The organism is Pseudogemmatithrix spongiicola (assembly GCF_030623445.1).
Taxonomy (GTDB): Bacteria; Gemmatimonadota; Gemmatimonadetes; order Gemmatimonadales; family Gemmatimonadaceae; genus Pseudogemmatithrix; species Pseudogemmatithrix spongiicola.
In genome coordinates this window covers 1,922,199-1,940,506 of sequence record NZ_CP130613.1, presented here as the reverse complement: position 1 = coordinate 1,940,506, position 18,308 = coordinate 1,922,199, and the positions used below count along the sequence as shown (strand labels likewise).

At 68.6% G+C, this 18,308-nt stretch carries 19 protein-coding genes; 13 read left to right on the top strand and 6 right to left on the bottom strand.

The window, feature by feature from the left end; genetic code table 11:
* Window positions 1–2: 2 nt before the first annotated feature.
* The 6 genes from Strain318_RS08920 to Strain318_RS08895 all read left to right on the top strand — a co-directional run bounded on the left by Strain318_RS08920 (window position 3) and on the right by Strain318_RS08895 (window position 7,317).
* Window positions 3–1,496, top strand: coding sequence for a lipopolysaccharide biosynthesis protein (locus Strain318_RS08920; RefSeq protein ID WP_367885357.1), 1,494 nt, complete (start codon window positions 3–5; stop codon window positions 1,494–1,496).
* A 9-nt stretch (window positions 1,497–1,505) separates the two neighbouring features.
* Window positions 1,506–2,825, top strand: a complete 1,320-nt coding sequence (locus Strain318_RS08915) for a glycosyltransferase family 2 protein (RefSeq protein ID WP_367885356.1) — start codon at window positions 1,506–1,508, stop codon at window positions 2,823–2,825.
* 131 nt (window positions 2,826–2,956) lie between these two features.
* On the top strand, window positions 2,957–4,048 hold the full coding sequence (locus Strain318_RS08910) for a hypothetical protein (RefSeq protein ID WP_367885355.1): 1,092 nt from the start codon (window positions 2,957–2,959) through the stop codon (window positions 4,046–4,048).
* Complete coding sequence (locus Strain318_RS08905; protein ID WP_367885354.1) at window positions 4,045–5,100, top strand: glycosyltransferase family 4 protein; 1,056 nt, start codon at window positions 4,045–4,047, stop codon at window positions 5,098–5,100. The genes Strain318_RS08910 and Strain318_RS08905 overlap by 4 nt, the downstream gene beginning before the upstream one ends.
* Window positions 5,097–6,491, top strand: coding sequence for a hypothetical protein (locus Strain318_RS08900; protein ID WP_367885353.1), 1,395 nt, complete (start codon window positions 5,097–5,099; stop codon window positions 6,489–6,491). Before Strain318_RS08905 ends, Strain318_RS08900 begins: the two co-directional genes overlap by 4 nt.
* Window positions 6,492–6,522: 31 nt before the next feature.
* Window positions 6,523–7,317 carry a class I SAM-dependent methyltransferase gene (locus tag Strain318_RS08895; protein WP_367885352.1) on the top strand — a complete coding sequence of 265 codons (795 nt, stop codon included), beginning with the start codon at window positions 6,523–6,525 and terminating at the stop codon, window positions 7,315–7,317.
* A gap of 355 nt (window positions 7,318–7,672) precedes the next feature.
* Here Strain318_RS08895 and Strain318_RS08890 read toward each other — a convergent pair.
* Window positions 7,673–8,793 (bottom strand): IS3 family transposase gene (locus Strain318_RS08890; protein ID WP_367885351.1). Its coding sequence is split into 2 segments (ribosomal slippage): window positions 7,673–8,532 and window positions 8,532–8,793, totalling 1,122 coding nucleotides; the frame shifts between segments, so codons are not numbered across the junction.
* A gap of 46 nt (window positions 8,794–8,839) precedes the next feature.
* Window positions 8,840–9,241: a glycosyltransferase gene (locus Strain318_RS08885; RefSeq protein ID WP_367885350.1), complete on the bottom strand. Its 402-nt coding sequence runs from the start codon at window positions 9,239–9,241 to the stop codon at window positions 8,840–8,842.
* Between the two features lie 152 nt (window positions 9,242–9,393).
* Here Strain318_RS08885 and alaS point away from each other — a divergent pair, with 152 nt between their 5' ends.
* From alaS to Strain318_RS08865, 4 genes are all read left to right on the top strand, one after another.
* The gene (alaS, locus tag Strain318_RS08880; RefSeq protein ID WP_367885349.1) at window positions 9,394–12,099 is read left to right on the top strand and encodes an alanine--tRNA ligase; all 2,706 of its coding nucleotides are present in this window, start codon (window positions 9,394–9,396) and stop codon (window positions 12,097–12,099) included.
* A gap of 141 nt (window positions 12,100–12,240) precedes the next feature.
* Window positions 12,241–12,570: a type II toxin-antitoxin system RelE/ParE family toxin gene (locus Strain318_RS08875; protein ID WP_367885348.1), complete on the top strand. Its 330-nt coding sequence runs from the start codon at window positions 12,241–12,243 to the stop codon at window positions 12,568–12,570.
* Between the two features lie 15 nt (window positions 12,571–12,585).
* Window positions 12,586–12,927, top strand: coding sequence for a helix-turn-helix domain-containing protein (locus Strain318_RS08870; RefSeq protein ID WP_367885347.1), 342 nt, complete (start codon window positions 12,586–12,588; stop codon window positions 12,925–12,927).
* A gap of 68 nt (window positions 12,928–12,995) precedes the next feature.
* Entirely contained in the window at window positions 12,996–13,283 is a 288-nt protein-coding gene (locus Strain318_RS08865) for a helix-turn-helix domain-containing protein (RefSeq protein WP_367885346.1), read from the top strand.
* 102 nt (window positions 13,284–13,385) lie between these two features.
* Here Strain318_RS08865 and Strain318_RS08860 read toward each other — a convergent pair whose 3' ends face one another.
* The 4 genes from Strain318_RS08860 to Strain318_RS08845 are packed head-to-tail and all read right to left on the bottom strand — an operon-like array spanning window position 13,386 to window position 16,298.
* Window positions 13,386–14,459, bottom strand: a complete 1,074-nt coding sequence (locus Strain318_RS08860) for a hypothetical protein (protein ID WP_367885345.1) — start codon at window positions 14,457–14,459, stop codon at window positions 13,386–13,388.
* On the bottom strand, window positions 14,453–15,604 hold the full coding sequence (locus Strain318_RS08855) for a lipase family protein (protein WP_367885344.1): 1,152 nt from the start codon (window positions 15,602–15,604) through the stop codon (window positions 14,453–14,455). The genes Strain318_RS08860 and Strain318_RS08855 overlap by 7 nt, the downstream gene beginning before the upstream one ends.
* Before the next feature lie 3 nt (window positions 15,605–15,607).
* A complete protein-coding gene (locus Strain318_RS08850) occupies window positions 15,608–16,003 on the bottom strand; it encodes a hypothetical protein (RefSeq protein WP_367885343.1) in 396 nt (131 codons plus the stop codon).
* A gap of 49 nt (window positions 16,004–16,052) precedes the next feature.
* Window positions 16,053–16,298, bottom strand: a complete 246-nt coding sequence (locus tag Strain318_RS08845) for an AbrB/MazE/SpoVT family DNA-binding domain-containing protein (RefSeq protein ID WP_367885342.1) — start codon at window positions 16,296–16,298, stop codon at window positions 16,053–16,055.
* A gap of 68 nt (window positions 16,299–16,366) precedes the next feature.
* On the opposite strand from Strain318_RS08845, the gene Strain318_RS08840 reads away from it, so the two are divergent.
* From Strain318_RS08840 to Strain318_RS08830, 3 genes are read left to right on the top strand one after another with little or no spacing between them, the layout of a single operon-like run.
* On the top strand, window positions 16,367–16,696 hold the full coding sequence (locus Strain318_RS08840; protein ID WP_367885341.1) for a hypothetical protein: 330 nt from the start codon (window positions 16,367–16,369) through the stop codon (window positions 16,694–16,696).
* Window positions 16,693–17,277: a D-sedoheptulose-7-phosphate isomerase gene (locus Strain318_RS08835; RefSeq protein ID WP_367885340.1), complete on the top strand. Its 585-nt coding sequence runs from the start codon at window positions 16,693–16,695 to the stop codon at window positions 17,275–17,277. Before Strain318_RS08840 ends, Strain318_RS08835 begins: the two co-directional genes overlap by 4 nt.
* Complete coding sequence (locus Strain318_RS08830) at window positions 17,274–18,260, top strand: type I phosphomannose isomerase catalytic subunit (protein ID WP_367885339.1); 987 nt, start codon at window positions 17,274–17,276, stop codon at window positions 18,258–18,260. The genes Strain318_RS08835 and Strain318_RS08830 overlap by 4 nt, the downstream gene beginning before the upstream one ends.
* The last annotated feature ends 48 nt before the right edge of the window (window positions 18,261–18,308 follow it).

The following is an 18,308-nucleotide window of genomic DNA, read 5'->3' as shown; positions in this document are numbered from 1 at the left end:
CCGTGACCTCTCGCGGCGCGCTGGCCGGTGTCAGCTGGAACCTCATCGCCGGCGCGACGGCCGGTGCGTCCATCGTCTTCGCGACGCCGTGGTACGTCCGCGCGCTCGGCCTCGAAGGCTTTGGCGTCGTGGGGCTCTGGCTGACCCTGCAGCTGCTGGTGGGGTTCCTTGACCTCGGCTTCGGCGCTGCGCTGATGCGTCGCTTGGCCGCGCAGGCGGACGGGCCAGAGGAGACCGCGCGCCAGGTGGCCACCGCGCGCTCGCTCGAGAGCGTGGTGCTGTTCGTGGCGGTGGGCATCGCGGTGGCTCTCCTGCTCGGGGCGCGGCCCCTGCTCGACCAGTGGCTGCGCTGGTCGGTGCCCGCGGACTCACCGCTGGTGCTGGCCCTGCGGCTCATGGGCCTGAGCATCGCGTTGCAGTTTCCCTCGCTGCTGTACACCAGCGGTCTGCTCGGCCTGCACCGGCACAAAGCGGTGTCGCTGCTGCAGGGGGGCGGGGCGCTGCTGCGGCACGGCGGTGGTGTGGCCGTCGTGCTGGGCGGCGGCGGCCTGGTGGGCTTCTTCGCGCTGCAGGCGGTGGTGTCCTTCGCCCAGACGGCGGCGGCGCGGCTGGCCTTCCGTGGCGCGCTCGGCCAGGGCTGGCGGGGCGTGGGCTGGGTCGACATGGCGGCGCTGCGTGAGGTGCGGAGTTACTCGGCCGGCATGGCCCTCACCTCGCTGGCGGCCGTCGCGTTGGGCAACGCGGACCGCCTGCTGGCGAGCCGCATGCTGAGTGCGGAGGCCTTTGGCGGCTACGCCATCGCCTTCACGGCCGCCGGGCTGCTTCAACTCGGCATCCAGCCCTTCTACCGCACGTACTTCCCGCGCTTCACGCGCGCGGTGTCGGCGGCTGACCCCGCCGGCATCGTGTCGGAGTACTTCGCGGGCTCGCGACTGCTGAGTCACGTGCTCGTGCCGATCGGCGTCACGGTGCTGTGGTTCGCGCCGGACATCCTGACGGCCTGGGTGGGTCGCGCCGAGCCGGAGCAGGTGGGAGTGCTGCGTTGGCTCACCGTGGGCGTGGCGATGGCGGGCCTGGGCTGGTTGCCGGCGGCGCTGCAGCAGGCGCACGGGTGGACGCAGCTGCACTTTGGCATGATGCTCGCGGCGTTGGGGCTGGGCACGCTGGCGGCTTGGGCCGCCTTCCCGAGTCTCGGCGCGCAAGCGGCGACCCTCGTCTGGCTGGTGCACGGCGGTCTCGGGCTCAGCGTTGAGCTGGCACTCATGCACCGACGCATTTTGCGCGGCTGGCTGCTGCGGTGGTACCGTGTCGTGCTGCTGACGCCGCTGCTCGTGGCGCTGCCGGTGGTTGCGCTTGTGTACGCGTTGCGGCCCGATCCCACGGGTCGCGTCACGGCCGCCCTGTGGCCGGCGCTCGCGTTGGGGCTCGGCTGGGCGGCGACGCTCTTGCTCGCGCGCCGCGTTCCGGTCCCATCCGTGTCTCCTTCCGCTTCCTAATCTCGGTCCATGTCGCAGCCTTCGGATTCCTCGCCGCGGTTCACGGTCATCATCCCCACGAAGGACCGCGCGGATTACTTGGCGCAGACGCTGCGCACCTGCGCGATGCAGGAGTACGACAACCTGCACGTCGTCGTGGCCGATGACGGCAGCACGGACCACACGCGCGACGTGGTCGAGGATGCCGCGCGGCGCGACCCGCGGATCCGCTATGCGAGCCAGGGGCGGAACGTCGGCATGCTCGAGAACTTCGAGTTCGCCCTGCGGCAGGCCGAACCGGGCTACGTCCTTGCGCTGGGCGGGGACGATGGGCTGCTGCCGCGCGCCATCGAGGGCATGCACGAGCGCCTGCGCGCCTCGGGGCAGGGCCTGCTCGCCTGGTCGGTGCCGATCTTCTTCTACGCCGGCAGTCGGGCGCCCACGGGCCTCCTGGTGTTGCAGCTCGAAGGCACTCGTCTCGCGCACCAGGATCGCGAGATCGACGCGACGGAGTTTCTCGCGCGGCAGGCCCGGGAGCTGCACTATGCGGCGGACAATGAATCGCCCATGATCTACGTGAAGGGTGTAGCGTCGACGACGCTGATCGACCGGGTGCGCGCGCGCACCCCGGGTGGACGATTCTGGTCCTGCTCGACGCCCGACGGGTATAGTGGCATCGTGCTCGCCGGAGAGGTCGAGCGCTACGCCTTCTCCGGGACGCCCTTCACGCTGCACGGCGTGTCGCCGAGTTCGCAGGGCCTCAACTACCAGACGGCGGGCGAGAAGGCGAAACAACAGAGTGAGGCGTTCTTCCGCAGCGCGGCGGGCCGCCCGATGCATCCCTGGTTGGCCAGCCAGCCCTACTCGCCGTTGCTCGCCCTCATGACGGCCGACTTCCTGAAGACCGCGCAGGACTTGCCGGGTTGGCCTGGCCGCGTGCCGCCGATCGACATCTGGAAGGTGCTCACGCAGTCGGTGGCGGAAATGCAGGACGGACAGTTCGCCGTGGAACGCATGGGTCGCGAGCTGGGGATCCTCCTTGCCATCGCCGAGCATCACGGACTTGGCGCGCGCTTCCGCGCGCACGTGGCGAAGCAGCGCAAGAACCGGCGCAAGCCGCTCGAGGGCAATGCGCTGAGTCCGCGTCGCCTCTACCTCGATGCCGCGCTCCTCGGCGCGCGCACGGTGTACGACGCGGCGCACGCCACCCATACGCTGCATGCGATGTCGGCCGGCATAGGGCTGGGCACGCTGGGCGGCGCGCTCATGAACTCATTGCGCTACCGCACGCTGTCGTTCCGTCCCGGCGATGCCTTCCCGCCCGTCGCCGAATGGCGCGTGGAGAATTGACGTGTGCCGTGGCGGCCTCCCAGGCGCGCGGACTGATATGATTCTGTCGGCGGCGGGGGCTGTCCTGCCGCGCTTTCCACTCCTACACGTACGTCGACTCCTCACCTGCGATGCCCTCTACTCCTGATCCAATGCTGCCTCCGGATGACGTGGTAGATCCGCGTGCCTTGCTCGCGGCGGCACAGAAGGTCATCCGGCGGATTCTCGACGCCCGTTGGCGCCTTCTTGGCGGCCTGCTCGCCGGTGCGACACTCGGCGTCATCCTGTCATTCGCGTTTGCGCCGGCCTTCCGTTCGGAGTCGCGCCTGTTGCCGTATCGCGGCGGATCGCCCGCCGGCGGTCTGTCCGGGCTAGCGGGCCTAGCGGGCATCCGTGTCGATCCGGGCATGTTCGAGCCGACCGTCACCGCAGACCTGTTTCCCGAGATCGTCCGGTCGATGGATTTCCAAGTTGCCTTGGCGAGCGCGCCCATCCGGGTGGGATCCCTCGGGCGCTCGATGCCGGTGGGCGAGTACCTGCGCTACTTGGCCGACAGCACGTGGCGGGGCAAGCTCTCGACATACACGCTGGGGTTGCCGGGGCTCCTCCTCGGTGGTGGCGACGACGGCGCCACGGCGGTCGTCCCGGATTCCAGTGCCGCCCGCGGTCCCGCCACGCCGTCATGGGCGTTCATGAAGCGCATCCTCGAGCAGCGGCGACGCGTGTCGGTCGCGTACGACAAGAAGACCTCGCTCGTGACCATCACGACGGAGCTTCCAGATGCGGTCGCGGCGGCGGACTTGGCGCAACTCGTGTCTGATCGCCTGATGGCGGCCATCGTCGGCATCGAGACGCGCAAGGCGGACGAACAGCTGCGCTTCGCGTCCGCCCAGCGAGAGGTGGTCTCAGCCCGGTACGAGGCGGCGCAGCGTGCCCTCGCGGCGTTTGCCGATCGCAACCGCACGCTGATGAGCGCCACGGCGGCGGTCGAGCGGCTGCGGCTTGAGCGCGAGGCGGAGATGGCGTACGAGATGTTCAGCGAGATGAGCCGACAGTACGAGCAGCTCAAGGTGAAGAAGAGCCAGGATACGCCGGCCTTCTCGGTCCTGCAGCAGCCGGTGGTGGCCCCGCGGAAGTCCAGCCCCAGGCGGTCGCTCTTTGCCGTCGCCGGCGCGGTGTTCGGTCTCGCGGCGGTCTCGGGCACGCTCGCAATCGGCCGTCTGCGCGGGGACGTGCCGGCGTGAGCCGCGGCCCCTCGGTGCTGTACGACGGCATCGTCTTCGACCTCCAGGCGATGGGAGGCATCTCCGTCTTGTTCCGGGAGATCATCACGCGCTGCCCGCCGGGCAGCTTTCGGTTCCTGGGCTATGGAGCGTCGCCGCCAGCGTTCGTGCCGACGGCGGCATTTGAACGACGCCGACCACGGCTGCTCGAGCGGTATCGCGACGTCCCCGTGGAGGGGCGCGTGCCGCTGTTCCACTCGACGTACTATCGGGTGCCCGCGTCCCGCCGCACGCCCTGTGTGACGACGGTCCACGATTTCGTGTACGAGCGCTTCGTGGGTGGCCTTCGGACGGCGGTACACGCACGTCAGAAGCGCGCCGCGATCCTTCGGGCAGACGCCATCATCTGTGTCTCTGAGAGTACCCGTCAGGATCTGGCGCACTACGTTGGGCACCGCGCCGCCGAGCGCGCGGCCGTGGTGCACAATGGCGTCGCCGACGGTTTTCGCCCGTCCGTGGACGCGGTGGTGCAACCGCAGGTCTTGTTCGTCGGCCAGCGCGGCGGCTACAAGAACTTCGTCGGGGCCGTGCAGGCGCTCGAGGCCCTGCCGGACTTGGCCTTGCGCTGCGTGGGCGGAGGACCGTTCACCGCGGCGGAACAGGCGCTCGTCGACCGTTGCCTTCCGGGGCGCGCGCGCTGGCTGGGCCATCTCTCCGACGAGCAGTTGAATAGCGAGTACAATTCTGCGCTCTGCTTGCTGTATCCGTCGTGCTTCGAAGGGTTCGGCATTCCGGTGCTCGAGGCCATGCGCGCGGGGTGCCCGGTGGTGGCAGTGCGGGCCGGGGGCGTACCGGAGGCGGCCGGCGATGCCGCGCTCCTCACGGAGCGGGGAGATCCCGACGAGTTGCGCGCCGCCGTGGCAAGCCTGTTCGACGCGAGACGTCGCTCGGAGCTGGTGGCCCGAGGCTTGGTGCAGGCTGCGCGCTTCGGCTGGGAGCGCAGTTATCACGGCACTCGCGCCGTGTACGAGTCGCTGCTCGGGCGGCCGTTCGCCGCGGCCTCGGCTCCATGATGCCCTTGCCCCGCGTGTCGCCGCGGGCGTGGCTGCCCATGGGCGGCGTGCTGTTGCTGGTGTTGGGCATGGGCGCCATGGAGAACCCACTGTGGGCAATCGCCGCCCCGATGACGGCGACCATCGTCGGCTATGTGGCGTTCGTCCGGCAGCTCCATCGGCGGGTGGGCGACGGCCTCGTCGGCGACCTGGCCTTCGTGTACCTCGGCTTCCTCGTCCTGTACACGGTGGTGCCCGGCGTGGTGGTGTTCTACGGGCTGTCCAGCGACATCGCCGGAGCGCTGGAGCAACTGCTGCCGAGCGCGGCCGAGACGGGCCGGCAGTTGTGGCGGCAGGTGCTCTTCGGGGCGATGTTCGCCGTGGCATACCTAGCGGCCCGCGGCACCGCCCAACTGCCCACGGTCGCGGTGGCCGATCCCGGCTGGCGTCGTCCCCGCACAATCCTCGTGGCCGGGGCCTTGGTGTTCGCCTGCCTCTTCGCCTTGATCGCCTTCTCGGCCCCCGTCGAGAGCTACTACGAGCACTACACCCGTTACGACCACCTCGGGTGGACCACCCGCAAGTTTGTCTCGCTGTCCCTGCGCCTGAGCTTCGGCCTCTACTGCGCGCTGCTGACGTTCCTCTATCTCGACGCGCGGCGCTGGAGCCGGTTCATCCCGTTCGTGGTGCTGGCGCTGGCGGCCTTCGAGATCGGCTATTCCCGCGGCGCGCGCATCCAAGGCCTCATCGTGCTCCTGATGGCGATGGTGCTGCACCATCTCACGCGGCGCCGGATCACCATGCGTCAGCTCGCCGTCGCGGGTGGACTTGCCGTGGCAGCCTTCACCGCCATCGAGCTCGTGCGCCTGCTGACCGACGTGAGCGACGCGCGCGACCGCCTCCTCGAGGGCGGGCTGGGGCCACCGGCGGAGTTCCTGGCCGTGTTCCTGCCGTCACTGCACCTGTACGCCGAGCGCGCCGCCGGCACCCTGCCTGCGGCGCCGTGGCCGATGTTCTTCTTCGACTTCATCGCCTTGTTCACCTGGGGCGACTTCACGAAGTACATGCCGATGTACTGGTACGCGGAGACATACTTCCCCTTCCTCGACGTGCCGCCCTTCACGATCGGCCCCGTCGCGGAGAGCGCCCTGTGGGGCGGGGAATGGGACATCGCCGTCCGCGGGCTGCTCAACGGCCTGTTCTTCGCGTGGATCGTCCGCGCCTTCCTGCGCTTCCGCGATCGCTGGTGGGCGCTGGGCGTGTACGCGTATTGCTATGCGACCTGTGCCCTCGCGCTCAAGTACTCGATCTTCGTCAACGTGCAACTGGTCGAGAAGAATCTCGTACCGGCGTTCCTCCTCGTCGAAGGCACGCGCATGTTGATGCGACGGCGCCTGCCGCGCTTGGCTTGACGCCCGTGCCACACCCGAGTAGCGTGCCCGCATGAGTTCCGACCCCGTTTGGATGCCGCAGGTGGCGGCTGACGCCGAGGGCCTCGCCACGTGGCGCCGCGCCCCGAACTACCGTCGTACCTCCGATCGCCGGCGCGTCTTCGTGCATGCCGTGCGCGAGAGTCTCGCCGAGGCGGCGCGGGCCGGCGGGCCGGTCCGAGCGCTCGACATTGGCTGCGGCTGGGGCATCAGCGACGACCGTGTGGCCGGGCCGGAGTTCCTCGCCGGCGTGCGCGCGGCGGCGACGGAGCTGTGGGGGATCGAGCCGGACCCGTCCGTCCAGCCCACGCACGGACACTTCGATCGGTTCCAGCACGCTACGCTCGAAGGGGCCGAGTTGCCGGAAGCGTACTTCGACGTGGCCTACGCCTACAATGTGGTTGAGCACGTGACGGATCCCGTGGCGTTCCTGCGCCGTGTGCGTGCCGTGCTCAAGCCGGGCGGGGCCTTCGTGTTCATGACGCCGAACGGCCGGCATTGGTTCAGCAGGCTCACTCGCGCGCTGCGGGCCCTCAAGGTCGATGAGTTGGCGCTCCGCGCCGCCCGAGGGCGTGCCGAGGTGGAGAGCTATCACTATCCCGTCGTGCACCGAATGAACGATGTGGCGACCATCCGCGACCTCGCGCACGGCACCGGCTTCGCGGAGGCGGAGTTCGCGTTTTTCGACCACGGCGATGTGCTTCCGTACTTCCCCCGTCCGTTGCGCGCGCCGTACGCGGCGCTCGCCCGACTCAGTCGGCGGGTGGCGACGGGAGAGCTGGTCTGCTTGCTGGGGCGTCTGCGCTAATCCTCCCCAACGCGAGCGCGCAGGCGGCGGAAAGGTGCGCAGCGGCTTGATCGGCCCGGAGTGCGCGCGGACCGCGCAACGCGGCCGCCGCGAAGGCGACGCTGCGCATAGCGATGGCGATGGGTAGCATCACCCGAAGCCCGGCGGCGGGAACGGCGCCGTATCGGTCGCGCGCGTAGCGCATGTGTGACGTGAGCAGGCGCCGGAGTCCGGCGCGCCCTCCCCATGGCTCGCCGCCGCTCTTCAGGTGCGTGACGCGTACACGCCCAGTGTACACCACGCGCAATCCCGAGCGTCGCACGCGTTCGCAGAACTCCACGTCCTCGAAGTACATGAAGTACCGTCAGCTTCCCCGCTAGGCAGACCGTTCGAAGCTGGACTGGGACGGGGCAGTTGACCTCGGCAGGAAGGTGAGCGGCGGGACCCGGCCGAGGCTGTCGTGCGGCCGCCGCGTGTTGTAGATCGTGAGCCAGCGTTCGGTCTCGGCGCGGACGTCGTCGAGCGAGCCGAAAAGGTACGCGTCGAGGACTTCCTTGCGATAGCTCCCGTTGAAGCGTTCGATGTAGGCGTTCTGGTTGGGCTTCCCCGGTTGGATGTGCAACAGCCGGACGCCGTGGCGCCGGCACCAGGTGCTCAGCTCGACCGAGACGAAATCGGGCCCGTTGTCACAGCGCAGCGCGCTCGGCGCCCCGTGCAGCGCGACGAGCTGGTCGAGCACCTGCGTCACCCGCGCGGCCGGCAGCGACAGCGCCACCTCGACCGCGAGGGCCTCCCGATTGCCTTCGTCCAGCACGTTCAGCGTGCGGAAGCGCGTCCCGCTGTAGAGCATGTCGCTCATGAAATCGACCGCCCACATCCCGTTGAGGACGGCAGGCGCGTCGAGCGGCTGCCGTTCGCGCGGAGGGATCCGGCGCTTCGACCGGCGCTTGAGGTTCAGCTTCAGGGCGCAGTACACGCGATACACGCGCTTCCAGTTCCAGCGGTGCCCCGCGAGCCGTAGGGCGTCGAAGCACATCCAGAAACCCCACTGCGGCGTCTCCGTGACGAGCGCGGTGAGGGCCGCGATCACGGCGGCGTCGCGGTCCAGCCGGTCCGGCGGCGGTCGGTAGTACGCCGCCCGCGAGAGGGACGCAACCTGGCAGGCATGCCGCACGGACAGCCCGTGCTCCTCTACCAGGATCGCGATCACCTGCCGCTTCGCGGGCGGCGCTACAGCTTGCGACTGAGGACGTCCTTGATGGCCGCGTTCTCGAGCGCGAGCTCCGCGTACATCCGCTTGAGCTTCACGTTCTCGGCCTCGAGCTCCCGCAGGCGCTTGAGCTCGGCCACGGTCGCCCCGCCGTACTTCGACTTCCAGGTGAAGAAGGTCGCCCGGCTGATCCCGTGCTTCCGGATCACCTCAGCGATGGGCATCCCGCCTTCGACCTCCTGCAGGGCCGCCACGATCTGGGACTCGGTAAACTTCGAACGGCGCATGTCTCCTCCATGAGCACCGTCCCAAGTCTAACTCCGACTGTCTACCTCAGAGGGAAGCTGACGCACCGTTCGCGTAGGTCAGCCGGCAGCCGACGACGCCGACGCTTGGGTCCGCCGCGAGCATCTCGACGAGCGGCGCAAGGTCGTCTTCGAGAATCGTGTCGGTGTTGAGCAGCAGGAGGTACTCGCCACGCGCCGCGGCAGCGGCCACGTTGTTCCCGACGGAAAATCCCTCGTTCTGCGGGCGCGCGATGACGCGGACGGATGGAAAGGCGGCGTGCAAGAACCCCACGCTGCCGTCCACCGATCCGTTATCGCAGACAATCACCTCGTGAGGCACCGAGAGCCGGCGGGAGACGCTCCGCAGGCAGGCCTCCAAGATGTGGCGACCATTGAAGTTTACAATCAGCACCGAGACCAGCGGCCGATCGTCGTCGCGTTCGTGCATTAACCAGGGTCAGGGGGAACGCAAGCTGCCGTCGCTGCGCCACGGCACTCTCGGGAAGGCTAATCACTCACTGCAGTTCCGACGAGTCTTGACCTGCACATTTTGCCGTGCCGGATGACAGGCCCCCACAGGGAGCCTAGCTTTCAACATCTATGCACGCCGCCGACATCCGCGCCCGCTTCCTCGCTTACTTCCAGCGCCAATCCCACGCCGTCCGCCCGAGCTCCTCGCTCGTGCCCGGCGACGACCCGACCTTGCTGTTCACCAACGCGGGCATGGTGCAGTTCAAGAAGGTCTTCCTCGGGCTCGAGCAGCCCCCGGAGGGCAATCGCCGCGCCACCACCAGCCAGAAGTGCGTCCGCGCCGGCGGCAAGCACAATGACCTCGAGCAGGTGGGCCACACCGCGCGGCACCACACCTTCTTCGAGATGCTGGGCAACTTCTCCTTCGGCGACTACTTCAAGCGCGATGCGATCCGCTTCGCCTGGGAGTTCGTCACTGAAGAGCTGAAGATCCCCAAGCAGCACCTGCGCGTCACGGTCTACAAGGACGACGACGAGGCGCGCCAGCTGTGGATCAAGGAAACGGGCATCGCCGCCAGCCGCGTCTACGGACTCGGCGAGCGCGACAACTTCTGGCAGATGGCCGACACCGGCCCCTGCGGCCCCTGCACGGAGATCTACGTGGACCTGGCGCAGATGGCCAAGGACTACGAGTTCCCGGCCGGCGCGACGGGTGAATGGACCGAGCGCGATCGCCAAGACTTCTCGCTCGACGCCTTCGTGGAAGGCGCCGAGGCGGGGCGCTTCTTGGAAATCTGGAACCTCGTGTTCATGCAGTTCGACCGTCAGTCGGACGGCGTGCTGCAGCCGCTGCCCAAGCCCAGCGTGGATACCGGCGCCGGCCTCGAGCGCATCGCCGCCGTGATGCAGGGCGTGGCCAACAACTACCACACCGATCTCTTCAAGCCGCTGCTCGACCGCGTGGTTGAGGTCACGGGCAAGTCATACGCCTACCACAACGAAGACTCGGCCAGCTACCGCGTGCTCGCCGACCATGCCCGCGCGGTGAGCTTCCTGCTCGCCGACGGCGTGTTCCCCAGCAACGAAGGCCGTGGCTATGTGCTGCGCCGCATCCTCCGCCGCGCCGTGCGCCATGCCTGGCTGCTCGGCCGCCGCGAGCCCACGCTGGTGCTCGTGGTCGAGCGCGTAATCGAGATGATGCAGCAGCAGTTCCCCGAGCTGGCGGCGCGCAAGAAGCACATCCTCGACACCACGCGGGCCGAGGAAGAGCGCTTCCTGGCGACGGTGGAAGGCGGCTTGGAGCGCTTCGAGCAGCTCGCGCCCACGGGCAGCACGCAGGGCAGCGACAAGATTCGCGGCACGATCAGCGGTGATGACGTCTTCAAGCTCTACGACACCTTCGGCTTCCCGGTGGACCTCACCGAACTGATGGCGCGTGAGCGTGGCTACCTCGTGGACATCGCGGGCTTCGAAGCCGCGCTCGATGCGCAGCGCAAGATGAGCCAGGAAGACCGCAAGAGCCGCAAGCTCGGCGTGGTCGCCGATGAGCTCAACGACATGTCCACCTGGACCACCGAGCACGCGGTGCCGGAGTCGGGTTTTGTGGGCTATGAGCGCACCACTGTTTCGACGGCGGTGACGGGCATCAAGGAACTCGAAGGCGGGCAGGTCGCGGTAATGCTGCGCGAGAGCCCGTTCTACGCGGAGTCCGGCGGCCAGATCTCGGACCGCGGCGAGATCCGCGGCGAGAACTGGTCGGTGGATGTCACGGAAGTGCGCAAGATCGACGGCAAGGTCGCGGCGATTGGTGTGCCCTCGGGCAACGTGCGCTTCGGGCTCGCCACGGCCACCGTGCCGGCCGACCGCCGTCGCGACACCGAGCGCAATCACACGGCCACGCACTTGCTGCACGCGGCGCTGCGTCACGTACTGGGCGAACATGTGCATCAGGCGGGCTCGCTGGTGGCACCGGAGCGCCTGCGTTTCGACTTCACGCATCACGGGCCGATCCACGCCGAGCAACTGGCGCAGATCGAGCAGATGGTGAACGACGGGATCTGGGCGAATGTGGAGCTGCGCATCGTCGAGAAGCCGTACCAGGAGGCGATCGCCGGCGGCGCGATGGCCTTGTTCGGCGAGAAGTACGGCGACGTGGTGCGCGTGGTGGAGATCCCGGGCCTGAGCACGGAACTCTGCGGCGGCACGCATGTGAAGAACACGGGCACGATCGGTCTGTTCCGCATCGTGAGCGAGAGCGGCGTGGCGGCTGGCGTGCGTCGCATCGAGGCGGTGACGGGGCGCGGGGCCTTCGCGCTGCTGCGTGAGCGTGAGCAGACGTTGGTGATGTTGGCGGAACGGTTGAAGGTGAATGCGCTGTCGGCGGACGTGATCGGCAAGAAGCTCGATGGTCTGCTGGCCGAGAAGAAGACGCTGGAGAAGCGGCTCGACGAAGCGCTCAAGGGCGGTGGGGCGCAGCAGGACCTGCTCGGCGGCGCGGAACTCGTGGGCGGCGTGAAGCTCGTCGCGAAGCCGGTGAACGTGCCGACCATGAAGGATCTGCAGGCGCTTGGCGACGTGGCGCGCGAGGGGCTGGGCTCTGGCGCGGCGGCGCTGCTCGGCAGCTTCGAGGACGGAAAGCTTGGGCTCGTGGTCGTCATCACCGATGACCTGCGCGCGCGCGGGCTCTCGGCCGGCGCGATCGTAAAGGCGCTTGGTGCCAAGGCAGGCATCAAGGGTGGCGGCAAGGAGCACATGGCGCAGGCGGGTGTGCCAGACGGTCAGGGCGAGGCAGTTCTCGGGCTAGCGCGAGCGGAAATAACCGCGCTTCTGGTCTGAGAGCAGCTCGGAGATTCATTCGCGAAGAACTGCTGACTGCTGCAGTGCCGTGCTGACGCGCTCGCTGGGCGAATAGGGGATCCTCCGGGATCCCCTTTTTCGTCCCCACTCGCAGAGTCCGTCATTGACGGATATACGCCATTGACGTACATTCCAACGGTCAGCATCATCGAGTCCGCGGTGTTTTCGCGCCAGGTGCGTCTCGCGCTCCCTGAGGACGAGTACCGCCTGTTGCAGCTCGCACTCTCGGCGCGGCCGACGATCGGGGCCCTGATCCCCGGCTCGGGCGGCCTGCGGAAACTGCGGTGGAGGCTGACCGGTCGCGGCAAGCGGGGCGGGGCACGGGTGATCTACTACTGGCACGGAGCACGAGGGACCGTCCATCTGCTGTTTCTGTATGCGAAGAACGATCGCAGCGACCTCAGTCGTGAAGAACTGCGCGCCCTGCGCCAAGAAATCGACCACCTGTGACCGTGGAGAGACGAGATGCGGAAGGACATGTTCGACGAACTGATGCGGAGCGTCAGGGAAATGAAGGAGGTGGAGGCTGGCCGGATGAAGCCCGCGCGTGTGACGTATGTCGAGGACTTGATCGATGATGTGCCTAGGCTTCGCGCGAGCTTTGGCTTGAGTCAGCGGAAGTTCGCGGCGTTGATCGGCATCAGCGTCGCGACGCTGCAGAACTGGGAGCAGGGCCGGCGCGTCCCGGACGGGCCGGCCAAGGTCCTGCTACGTGTGGCCGCAACGCACCCCGAAGCTCTGCTTGCCGTTTCTGCGCAGGCGGCAGGTCGACGGGTTCCCGTACGCGGAAGAAAGACAAGGGTTTAGCTTGTAAGTGGTGTGTATATACCATTTAGTTGCTTATTGATGGCGTTAAGGGTATATGTGTACCACTAATGGACGTTTCCATTGAATCCCTGTCGCTCCGCATCGCCCAGCGCCTTCGGGAGCGCCGCCTAGCCCTCGGCTGGTCACGCCGCACGCTCGCCGAGCGGTCGGCGGTCGCACAGGAAACGCTGCGCGCATTTGAGCGCACGGGGCAGATTGCGCTGCCCCGGCTCGTGCGGCTCGCCGTGGCACTTGGCGTGGACCAAGAGCTCGAGCGTCTCTTCGCGACGCCTCCCATGCCGCAGTCCTTGGACGATCTCCAGCCCACCGCGCCGCGGCGGCAGCGGGGGCGCTGAGCGCCGTGGACGAGCACCTGCACGTGCTGCTCGCCGACGGCGCGCTGGAACGACTGGGCGGAGGCCAGCGAGGTCCCCGCGGCGGCGCGGCGCGAGACCGCGTCACGGCTGCACCACGCTTCCTAGCTGCCGCATCGCGGCGCGCGTGCTGGTGAACCATCCCAGCACATCCGGCGAGACCATCCACAGCGGACGCCCCTCGTTCCAGAACACGCTGGCCGTGCCGGCGCCGAGGTAGAACACGGCGCCGGCGTACTGCTCGCGGCCCACGGGCGGGCGCGTGATGGCCCAGGAGGCGCCCCAGGTCCAGAGCCGCTTCTTGCCGTAGCTGTGGCGCACGACGCCGTACACCTCGAGTAGCGCGCCAGCGGTGTAGGCGCTGTCGGCGCTGAAGATCGGCCGCAGGGAGGGGCGGGGGTGCAGCAGCATGCTGCGCCAGCTTGGCGCCGCGATCGCCCACTCCAGCCCAGCCCTGCGCAGGGCAGCGGCGCAGCGATCGCCCACCAGAATGAGCGAGAGCTTCCACAGGCGGCAGGATGCGCCCCAGCGCTCGAGCAGGGTCATGGACGGTGCCTGCTGCGAGTAGAGATCCCAATTGGCCGCCGCCCGCGAAATGATGCGCTCGTGCTCCTGCGCCGCGGCCAACTGCTGTTCCTTCAAGTACCGCGACGCCGCGTCGGCGATGATGCAGAGCCCCGTGCTCGTCACGCGCGCCGGCTCGGCGAGCGAGAGCCCCCTGCCGGCGATGCGCACGGAGTCCGATGCCGTGAGCGAGGCGATGGGCGTGAGTCGCGCCGTCGCGGCACTCAGCGCCGAAGCGTCGCTCCCAAGCGCGCGCTCGGCGTCTGCGAGCGCGCCCAGCACGGCGGCGATGTTGGCGCTGTCGCTCGGCGCGAGGCGTTGGAGTTGTGCGCCGAGGCTATCGGCCGCGAGGGCAAGCGCACGCAGGCCATCGGCAGCGGTGGATCCGTACTTGAGCGGGTACAGCCGCGGCGAGGGCCAGGCCAGCGAGTCGGCCCAGTCGTGCAGGAGCTCGGGATCGCTGCGCGCGAAGCCGAGGGCGCCGGTGACGCAGCGCGCGGCGTCGGACGCTGCCTGCGCGCCCAGCGACACAGCATCGCCGAGCAGCGCCGCGCCGCCGAGCAGTAGCGAAAGGATGCTGCGGCGCCTCAGCACTTCTCCGCCTGTGCCACGAGGATCTCGGCGGCACGCAGTAGCCGCGCGACGAGCTGCGTCTGGCGACTGTCCGACTCGTCGGCGTACTGCTCCACGGCCTCACGAAGATGCTCGTCCCAGAGCGGATCGCCAGCGCAGCGGAACTGCACCGCCTGCGTGTTCCACGCGCCGTCCCAGTCGATCTTCGCGAGCTCGCTGCTGGAGTAGGCCCCGCCACGGAACATCGCGGCCAGCAGCGGCGCGGTCTCGCGGGCCAGCAAGTAATTGGAGAATGCGTGGACGTCGAATGCGGACGGCGTGCTACCCGGCGGCGCGACGATGCCGCGCGTGACCGGTTGCAGCAACTGCCCCGACTGTACGGCCTGCTCCCAGCGCGGTCGCCACTCGCCGGCGTTCTCGACGCGCCAATGCCGCCAAGGCATGAGCCAGGGGATGGGATCCCACTCGTGCCGCGCATTCACCATACCCTGCAGCAGCGTATCGTCATCCTCGGCGATCATTGGTGCCGCATACACATCTGTGGATTCATCGAGCAGGAAGGGCGCCACGTTCGCGAGCGTGACGAAGCGCTCGACGCGGCGGGCCGCGCGATACTCGGGCGTGCTTCCCACCTTGCGGAGCGCATAGGTGCTGGCCGCGGTGCCCAGCGAGTGCGCGATCACGATGCGCCGCACGCGCGTGCTCTTTGGCAAGCGGTCGCTGAGCGCATCCACGCTGCGCATGCTCTCGAGGATCTCGGCCGTGACCCATGGCCGCGTCTCGACGAGATCGCTCCACCAGAGCAGCACGTCGAGGCAGTTCTTCCAGAGGAACTCGTTCTTCTTCGGGTTGCTGGGGTCGAAGAACTGCAGGTTCGGAATCTTCAGCGAATCGAGCAGCGCCTGCCGGTCCGTGGACTTGGCGCGGAAGTCGTCGAACACTCGGTGGTACGAAACGGGCACGAACCACAGCGCATCATGCCCGCGCTGCTTGGGCAGCGTGGTCGTCTTGGGCTCCAGCCATTCGCGCTTGGCCAAGCCGAAGCGGTCGCAGATCATCTCGACGGCGGCCTTCACCGGCACATGCCACTCCGAGCCCGGCTTCGGCGCGCTGCCGTCCGCCGAGCCACAGCCCATGCCGTGGACGAGGTACACGATCGTCGGCATAGGCTATAACGGCCGGCTGCTGCGCAGCGCCAGATCGCGCTGGACGTCCTTGGCGGCGCTGGCGTAGGCCACGATGCTGGTCCAGAACGCCGAGCCGCCGCTGATCATTAGGCCGAAGACGGGCCAGGGGAGCTGCAGTCCCTCGGCGACGTTGATCACGCGCGGGCCGGAGGCGGCATCGCCGGCGATCAGCCAGGCCGTCGTGAGGCCGGCGGCGATCGCGATAGCGTTGACAGCGAGGCGTCGGGCCTGCTCGCGGCTGCCGAAGGTGAACGCCGTGTCCTGCGCGGGGGCGGCGAGCCAGGGAATCAGCGTCTTCACGACGACCACCAGCCGCTCGGTCGCGAGACTACCCGCCAGTGCGGCGGCAGCGACCGCCGAGAGACCATCGAGTGCCATGCCCACGCGCTCCGGGTGGAGGGGACGCCGCTAGCATCTGGCGTCGGGCCTATTCTGTCAAGCGAACTCGGGCGCTGGATTGGGCCATCCGATCTAAGTCGTCGCTACGAGTCACGGCGGTGTCGATGCCCCTGGCGATTCCCCTGAGTGCTTCGGGGCGCTTCACGGGCACAAACAACAGGCGCCCGTCCACGGCGAAGGCCTGCAGCCTCTGGCGCGGCGCGAGCCCAAGTACCGAGCGGACCGATTCCGGAATGGAGACCTGGAAATCGGTGGTAATGGTGACGGTGCTCATGGTGTCTCCTCCGGTCGCGGGCTGCGATACGATAGCGCCCAGCGCCGCCCAGTCAATATCTTTGGAGGATGACCGAATCCGTCTCCACGCCCGCCGCCGAGTTCGTGGCGCAGCACGCCGGCACCGCGCCAGCGGCGCTGATTGCCCGCGTGCAGGCCGTACTGGCCGCTGACGAGGCCGCGGCCAGCCTACCGGCCGCGGAGGCGCTGCTGCGGGCCGGGGAGGCGCTGCTGGCCAATGTGCTGAAGGACGGCGAGGCCGGGCGTGCGGTGGCGCTGGACCTCTTGGCTGCCGACGCCTGCGTGACCTGGGCCTTCGAGGCCGCGGCCGACGAGCCTGGCACGCTGCCGGAGCGGGCCGCGCAGGCCATGCAACGCGTGGCGGAGATGGCCCTGTGAGCCAGCATCCCGTGATGAGCGCGGTGCAGCATCTGCGCGACTTGAGTGAGACGGCCGCACGCGCGGCCGATGCGCTGGCTGGGCAGATCGCCGAGGCGACGGAGATGACGCGCGAATGCCTGCGCGGCGGCGGCACGCTGTTCTTTGCCGGCAACGGCGGCTCGGCGGCCGATGCCCAGCATATCGCCACCGAGTACACCATCCGCTACCTGCGTACGCGCCGCGCGCTGCGCGCGGTGGCGCTGACGACCGACACCAGCGCGCTGACTGCGGCGGGCAACGACTTCTCGTTCGACGAGATCTTCAGCCGTCAGGTCGAGGCCTTGGGGCGCGCAGGGGATCTGCTCTTCGTGCATACCACGAGCGGCAACTCGCCCAACTGCCTGCGTGCCATCGAGGCGGCGAAGGCCTTGGGCATGAAGACCGTCGCGCTGACCGCGAAGGACGGCGGCAAGGTGAAGGGCATGGCGGACCTGACTATCATCGTGCCGACGACGCGCACAGATCGGGCGCAGGAGTTGCACCTGGCGATCCAGCATGCGATTTGTGACGCTGTCGATGCGGACGTCGCCCACGCATGACCGCTGACATCGGACCGTTCACGCTCGCGCCGTTGCTCGTCCCCAAGCCCTGGGGCGGCCGCGCCATCGAGCCCATGCTCGGCCTGCCGAGCAGCGATCGTCAGATTGGCGAGGCCTGGCTCTGTGCCGACCTCGGGGCGACGTCGCCGTGGGGGGCAGGCGGGCAGGCGATGGTGAGCCAGGTCGAGAGCGGCTGGGGGGAAGGTCGAAGCTTGAACGACCTAGTCCGCGCGGCGGGGCCGGCCCTGCTCGGGCGCGAGGTCGATCGCTTTCCCTTGCTCATCAAGCTGCTCGACGCCGAGCGCAACCTGTCGGTGCAGGTGCATCCCTCGGCGTCGTATGCTGCGGCGCATCCCGGGGCGCATCTGAAGACCGAGGCCTGGTACACGCTGGCGGCTCGGCCCGGTGCGAAGTTCCTCGTCGGCACGCGGGGAATCTCGACGGCTGCGGCGCTGCGCGAGGCGGCGGAGCGTGAGGAGATCGGCGCGATGATGGATGCGGTCGAAGTCGCCGCCGACGACGCGGTGATGATTCCGTCGGGTACCGTGCACGCGCTGGGGGCAGGCGCGGTGGTATTCGAGGTGCAGACGGCCAGCGACGCAACGTTCCGGCTGTACGACTGGACGCGGGAAACGGGTCAGGCCTCGCGCGAGCTGCAGTTGGCCCAGGCGGCGGCGGCCGCGGACCTCTCGCTGACGCCGGAGTGGAGCCGCGGGTCGGCGAGGGCGGGCGGTGGTTTGGTGTTCTCCGCAGAGCCGTTCGTGCTGCACGCCCTCGTGGGCCGGCGGATTTCGCTTGGGGAATTGGGCGGCGAGGGTGCGAGTCTGTTATTTGTCCGAGAGTCCGGCGCGGTGTTGGAGACGCGCCGTGGTCGGTATGCGCTGCCGGCGGGACGCGCGACGATTGTCCCTGCATCGCTGGTGGCCGGCGCGTCGATTCATCGTGAGGGCGACGGCACCTTGCTCACTGTTCAAGTCCGGTAATTCGTGATGACGGCGTCAATCTTTTCGTTGCAGGGCAAGCGAGCCGTG

Coding starts and splice junctions, on each gene's coding strand:
- Strain318_RS08915 (WP_367885356.1), top strand. CDS start 1,506: ATGTCGCAGCCTTCGGATTCCTCGCCGCGGTTCACGGTCATCATCCCC.
- Strain318_RS08910 (WP_367885355.1), top strand. CDS start 2,957: ATGCTGCCTCCGGATGACGTGGTAGATCCGCGTGCCTTGCTCGCGGCG.
- Strain318_RS08900 (WP_367885353.1), top strand. CDS start 5,097: ATGATGCCCTTGCCCCGCGTGTCGCCGCGGGCGTGGCTGCCCATGGGC.
- Strain318_RS08895 (WP_367885352.1), top strand. CDS start 6,523: ATGAGTTCCGACCCCGTTTGGATGCCGCAGGTGGCGGCTGACGCCGAG.
- Strain318_RS08885 (WP_367885350.1), bottom strand. CDS start 9,241: ATGCACGAACGCGACGACGATCGGCCGCTGGTCTCGGTGCTGATTGTA.
- alaS (WP_367885349.1), top strand. CDS start 9,394: ATGCACGCCGCCGACATCCGCGCCCGCTTCCTCGCTTACTTCCAGCGC.
- Strain318_RS08870 (WP_367885347.1), top strand. CDS start 12,586: ATGCGGAAGGACATGTTCGACGAACTGATGCGGAGCGTCAGGGAAATG.
- Strain318_RS08865 (WP_367885346.1), top strand. CDS start 12,996: ATGGACGTTTCCATTGAATCCCTGTCGCTCCGCATCGCCCAGCGCCTT.
- Strain318_RS08855 (WP_367885344.1), bottom strand. CDS start 15,604: ATGCCGACGATCGTGTACCTCGTCCACGGCATGGGCTGTGGCTCGGCG.
- Strain318_RS08850 (WP_367885343.1), bottom strand. CDS start 16,003: ATGGCACTCGATGGTCTCTCGGCGGTCGCTGCCGCCGCACTGGCGGGT.
- Strain318_RS08845 (WP_367885342.1), bottom strand. CDS start 16,298: ATGAGCACCGTCACCATTACCACCGATTTCCAGGTCTCCATTCCGGAA.
- Strain318_RS08840 (WP_367885341.1), top strand. CDS start 16,367: ATGACCGAATCCGTCTCCACGCCCGCCGCCGAGTTCGTGGCGCAGCAC.
- Strain318_RS08830 (WP_367885339.1), top strand. CDS start 17,274: ATGACCGCTGACATCGGACCGTTCACGCTCGCGCCGTTGCTCGTCCCC.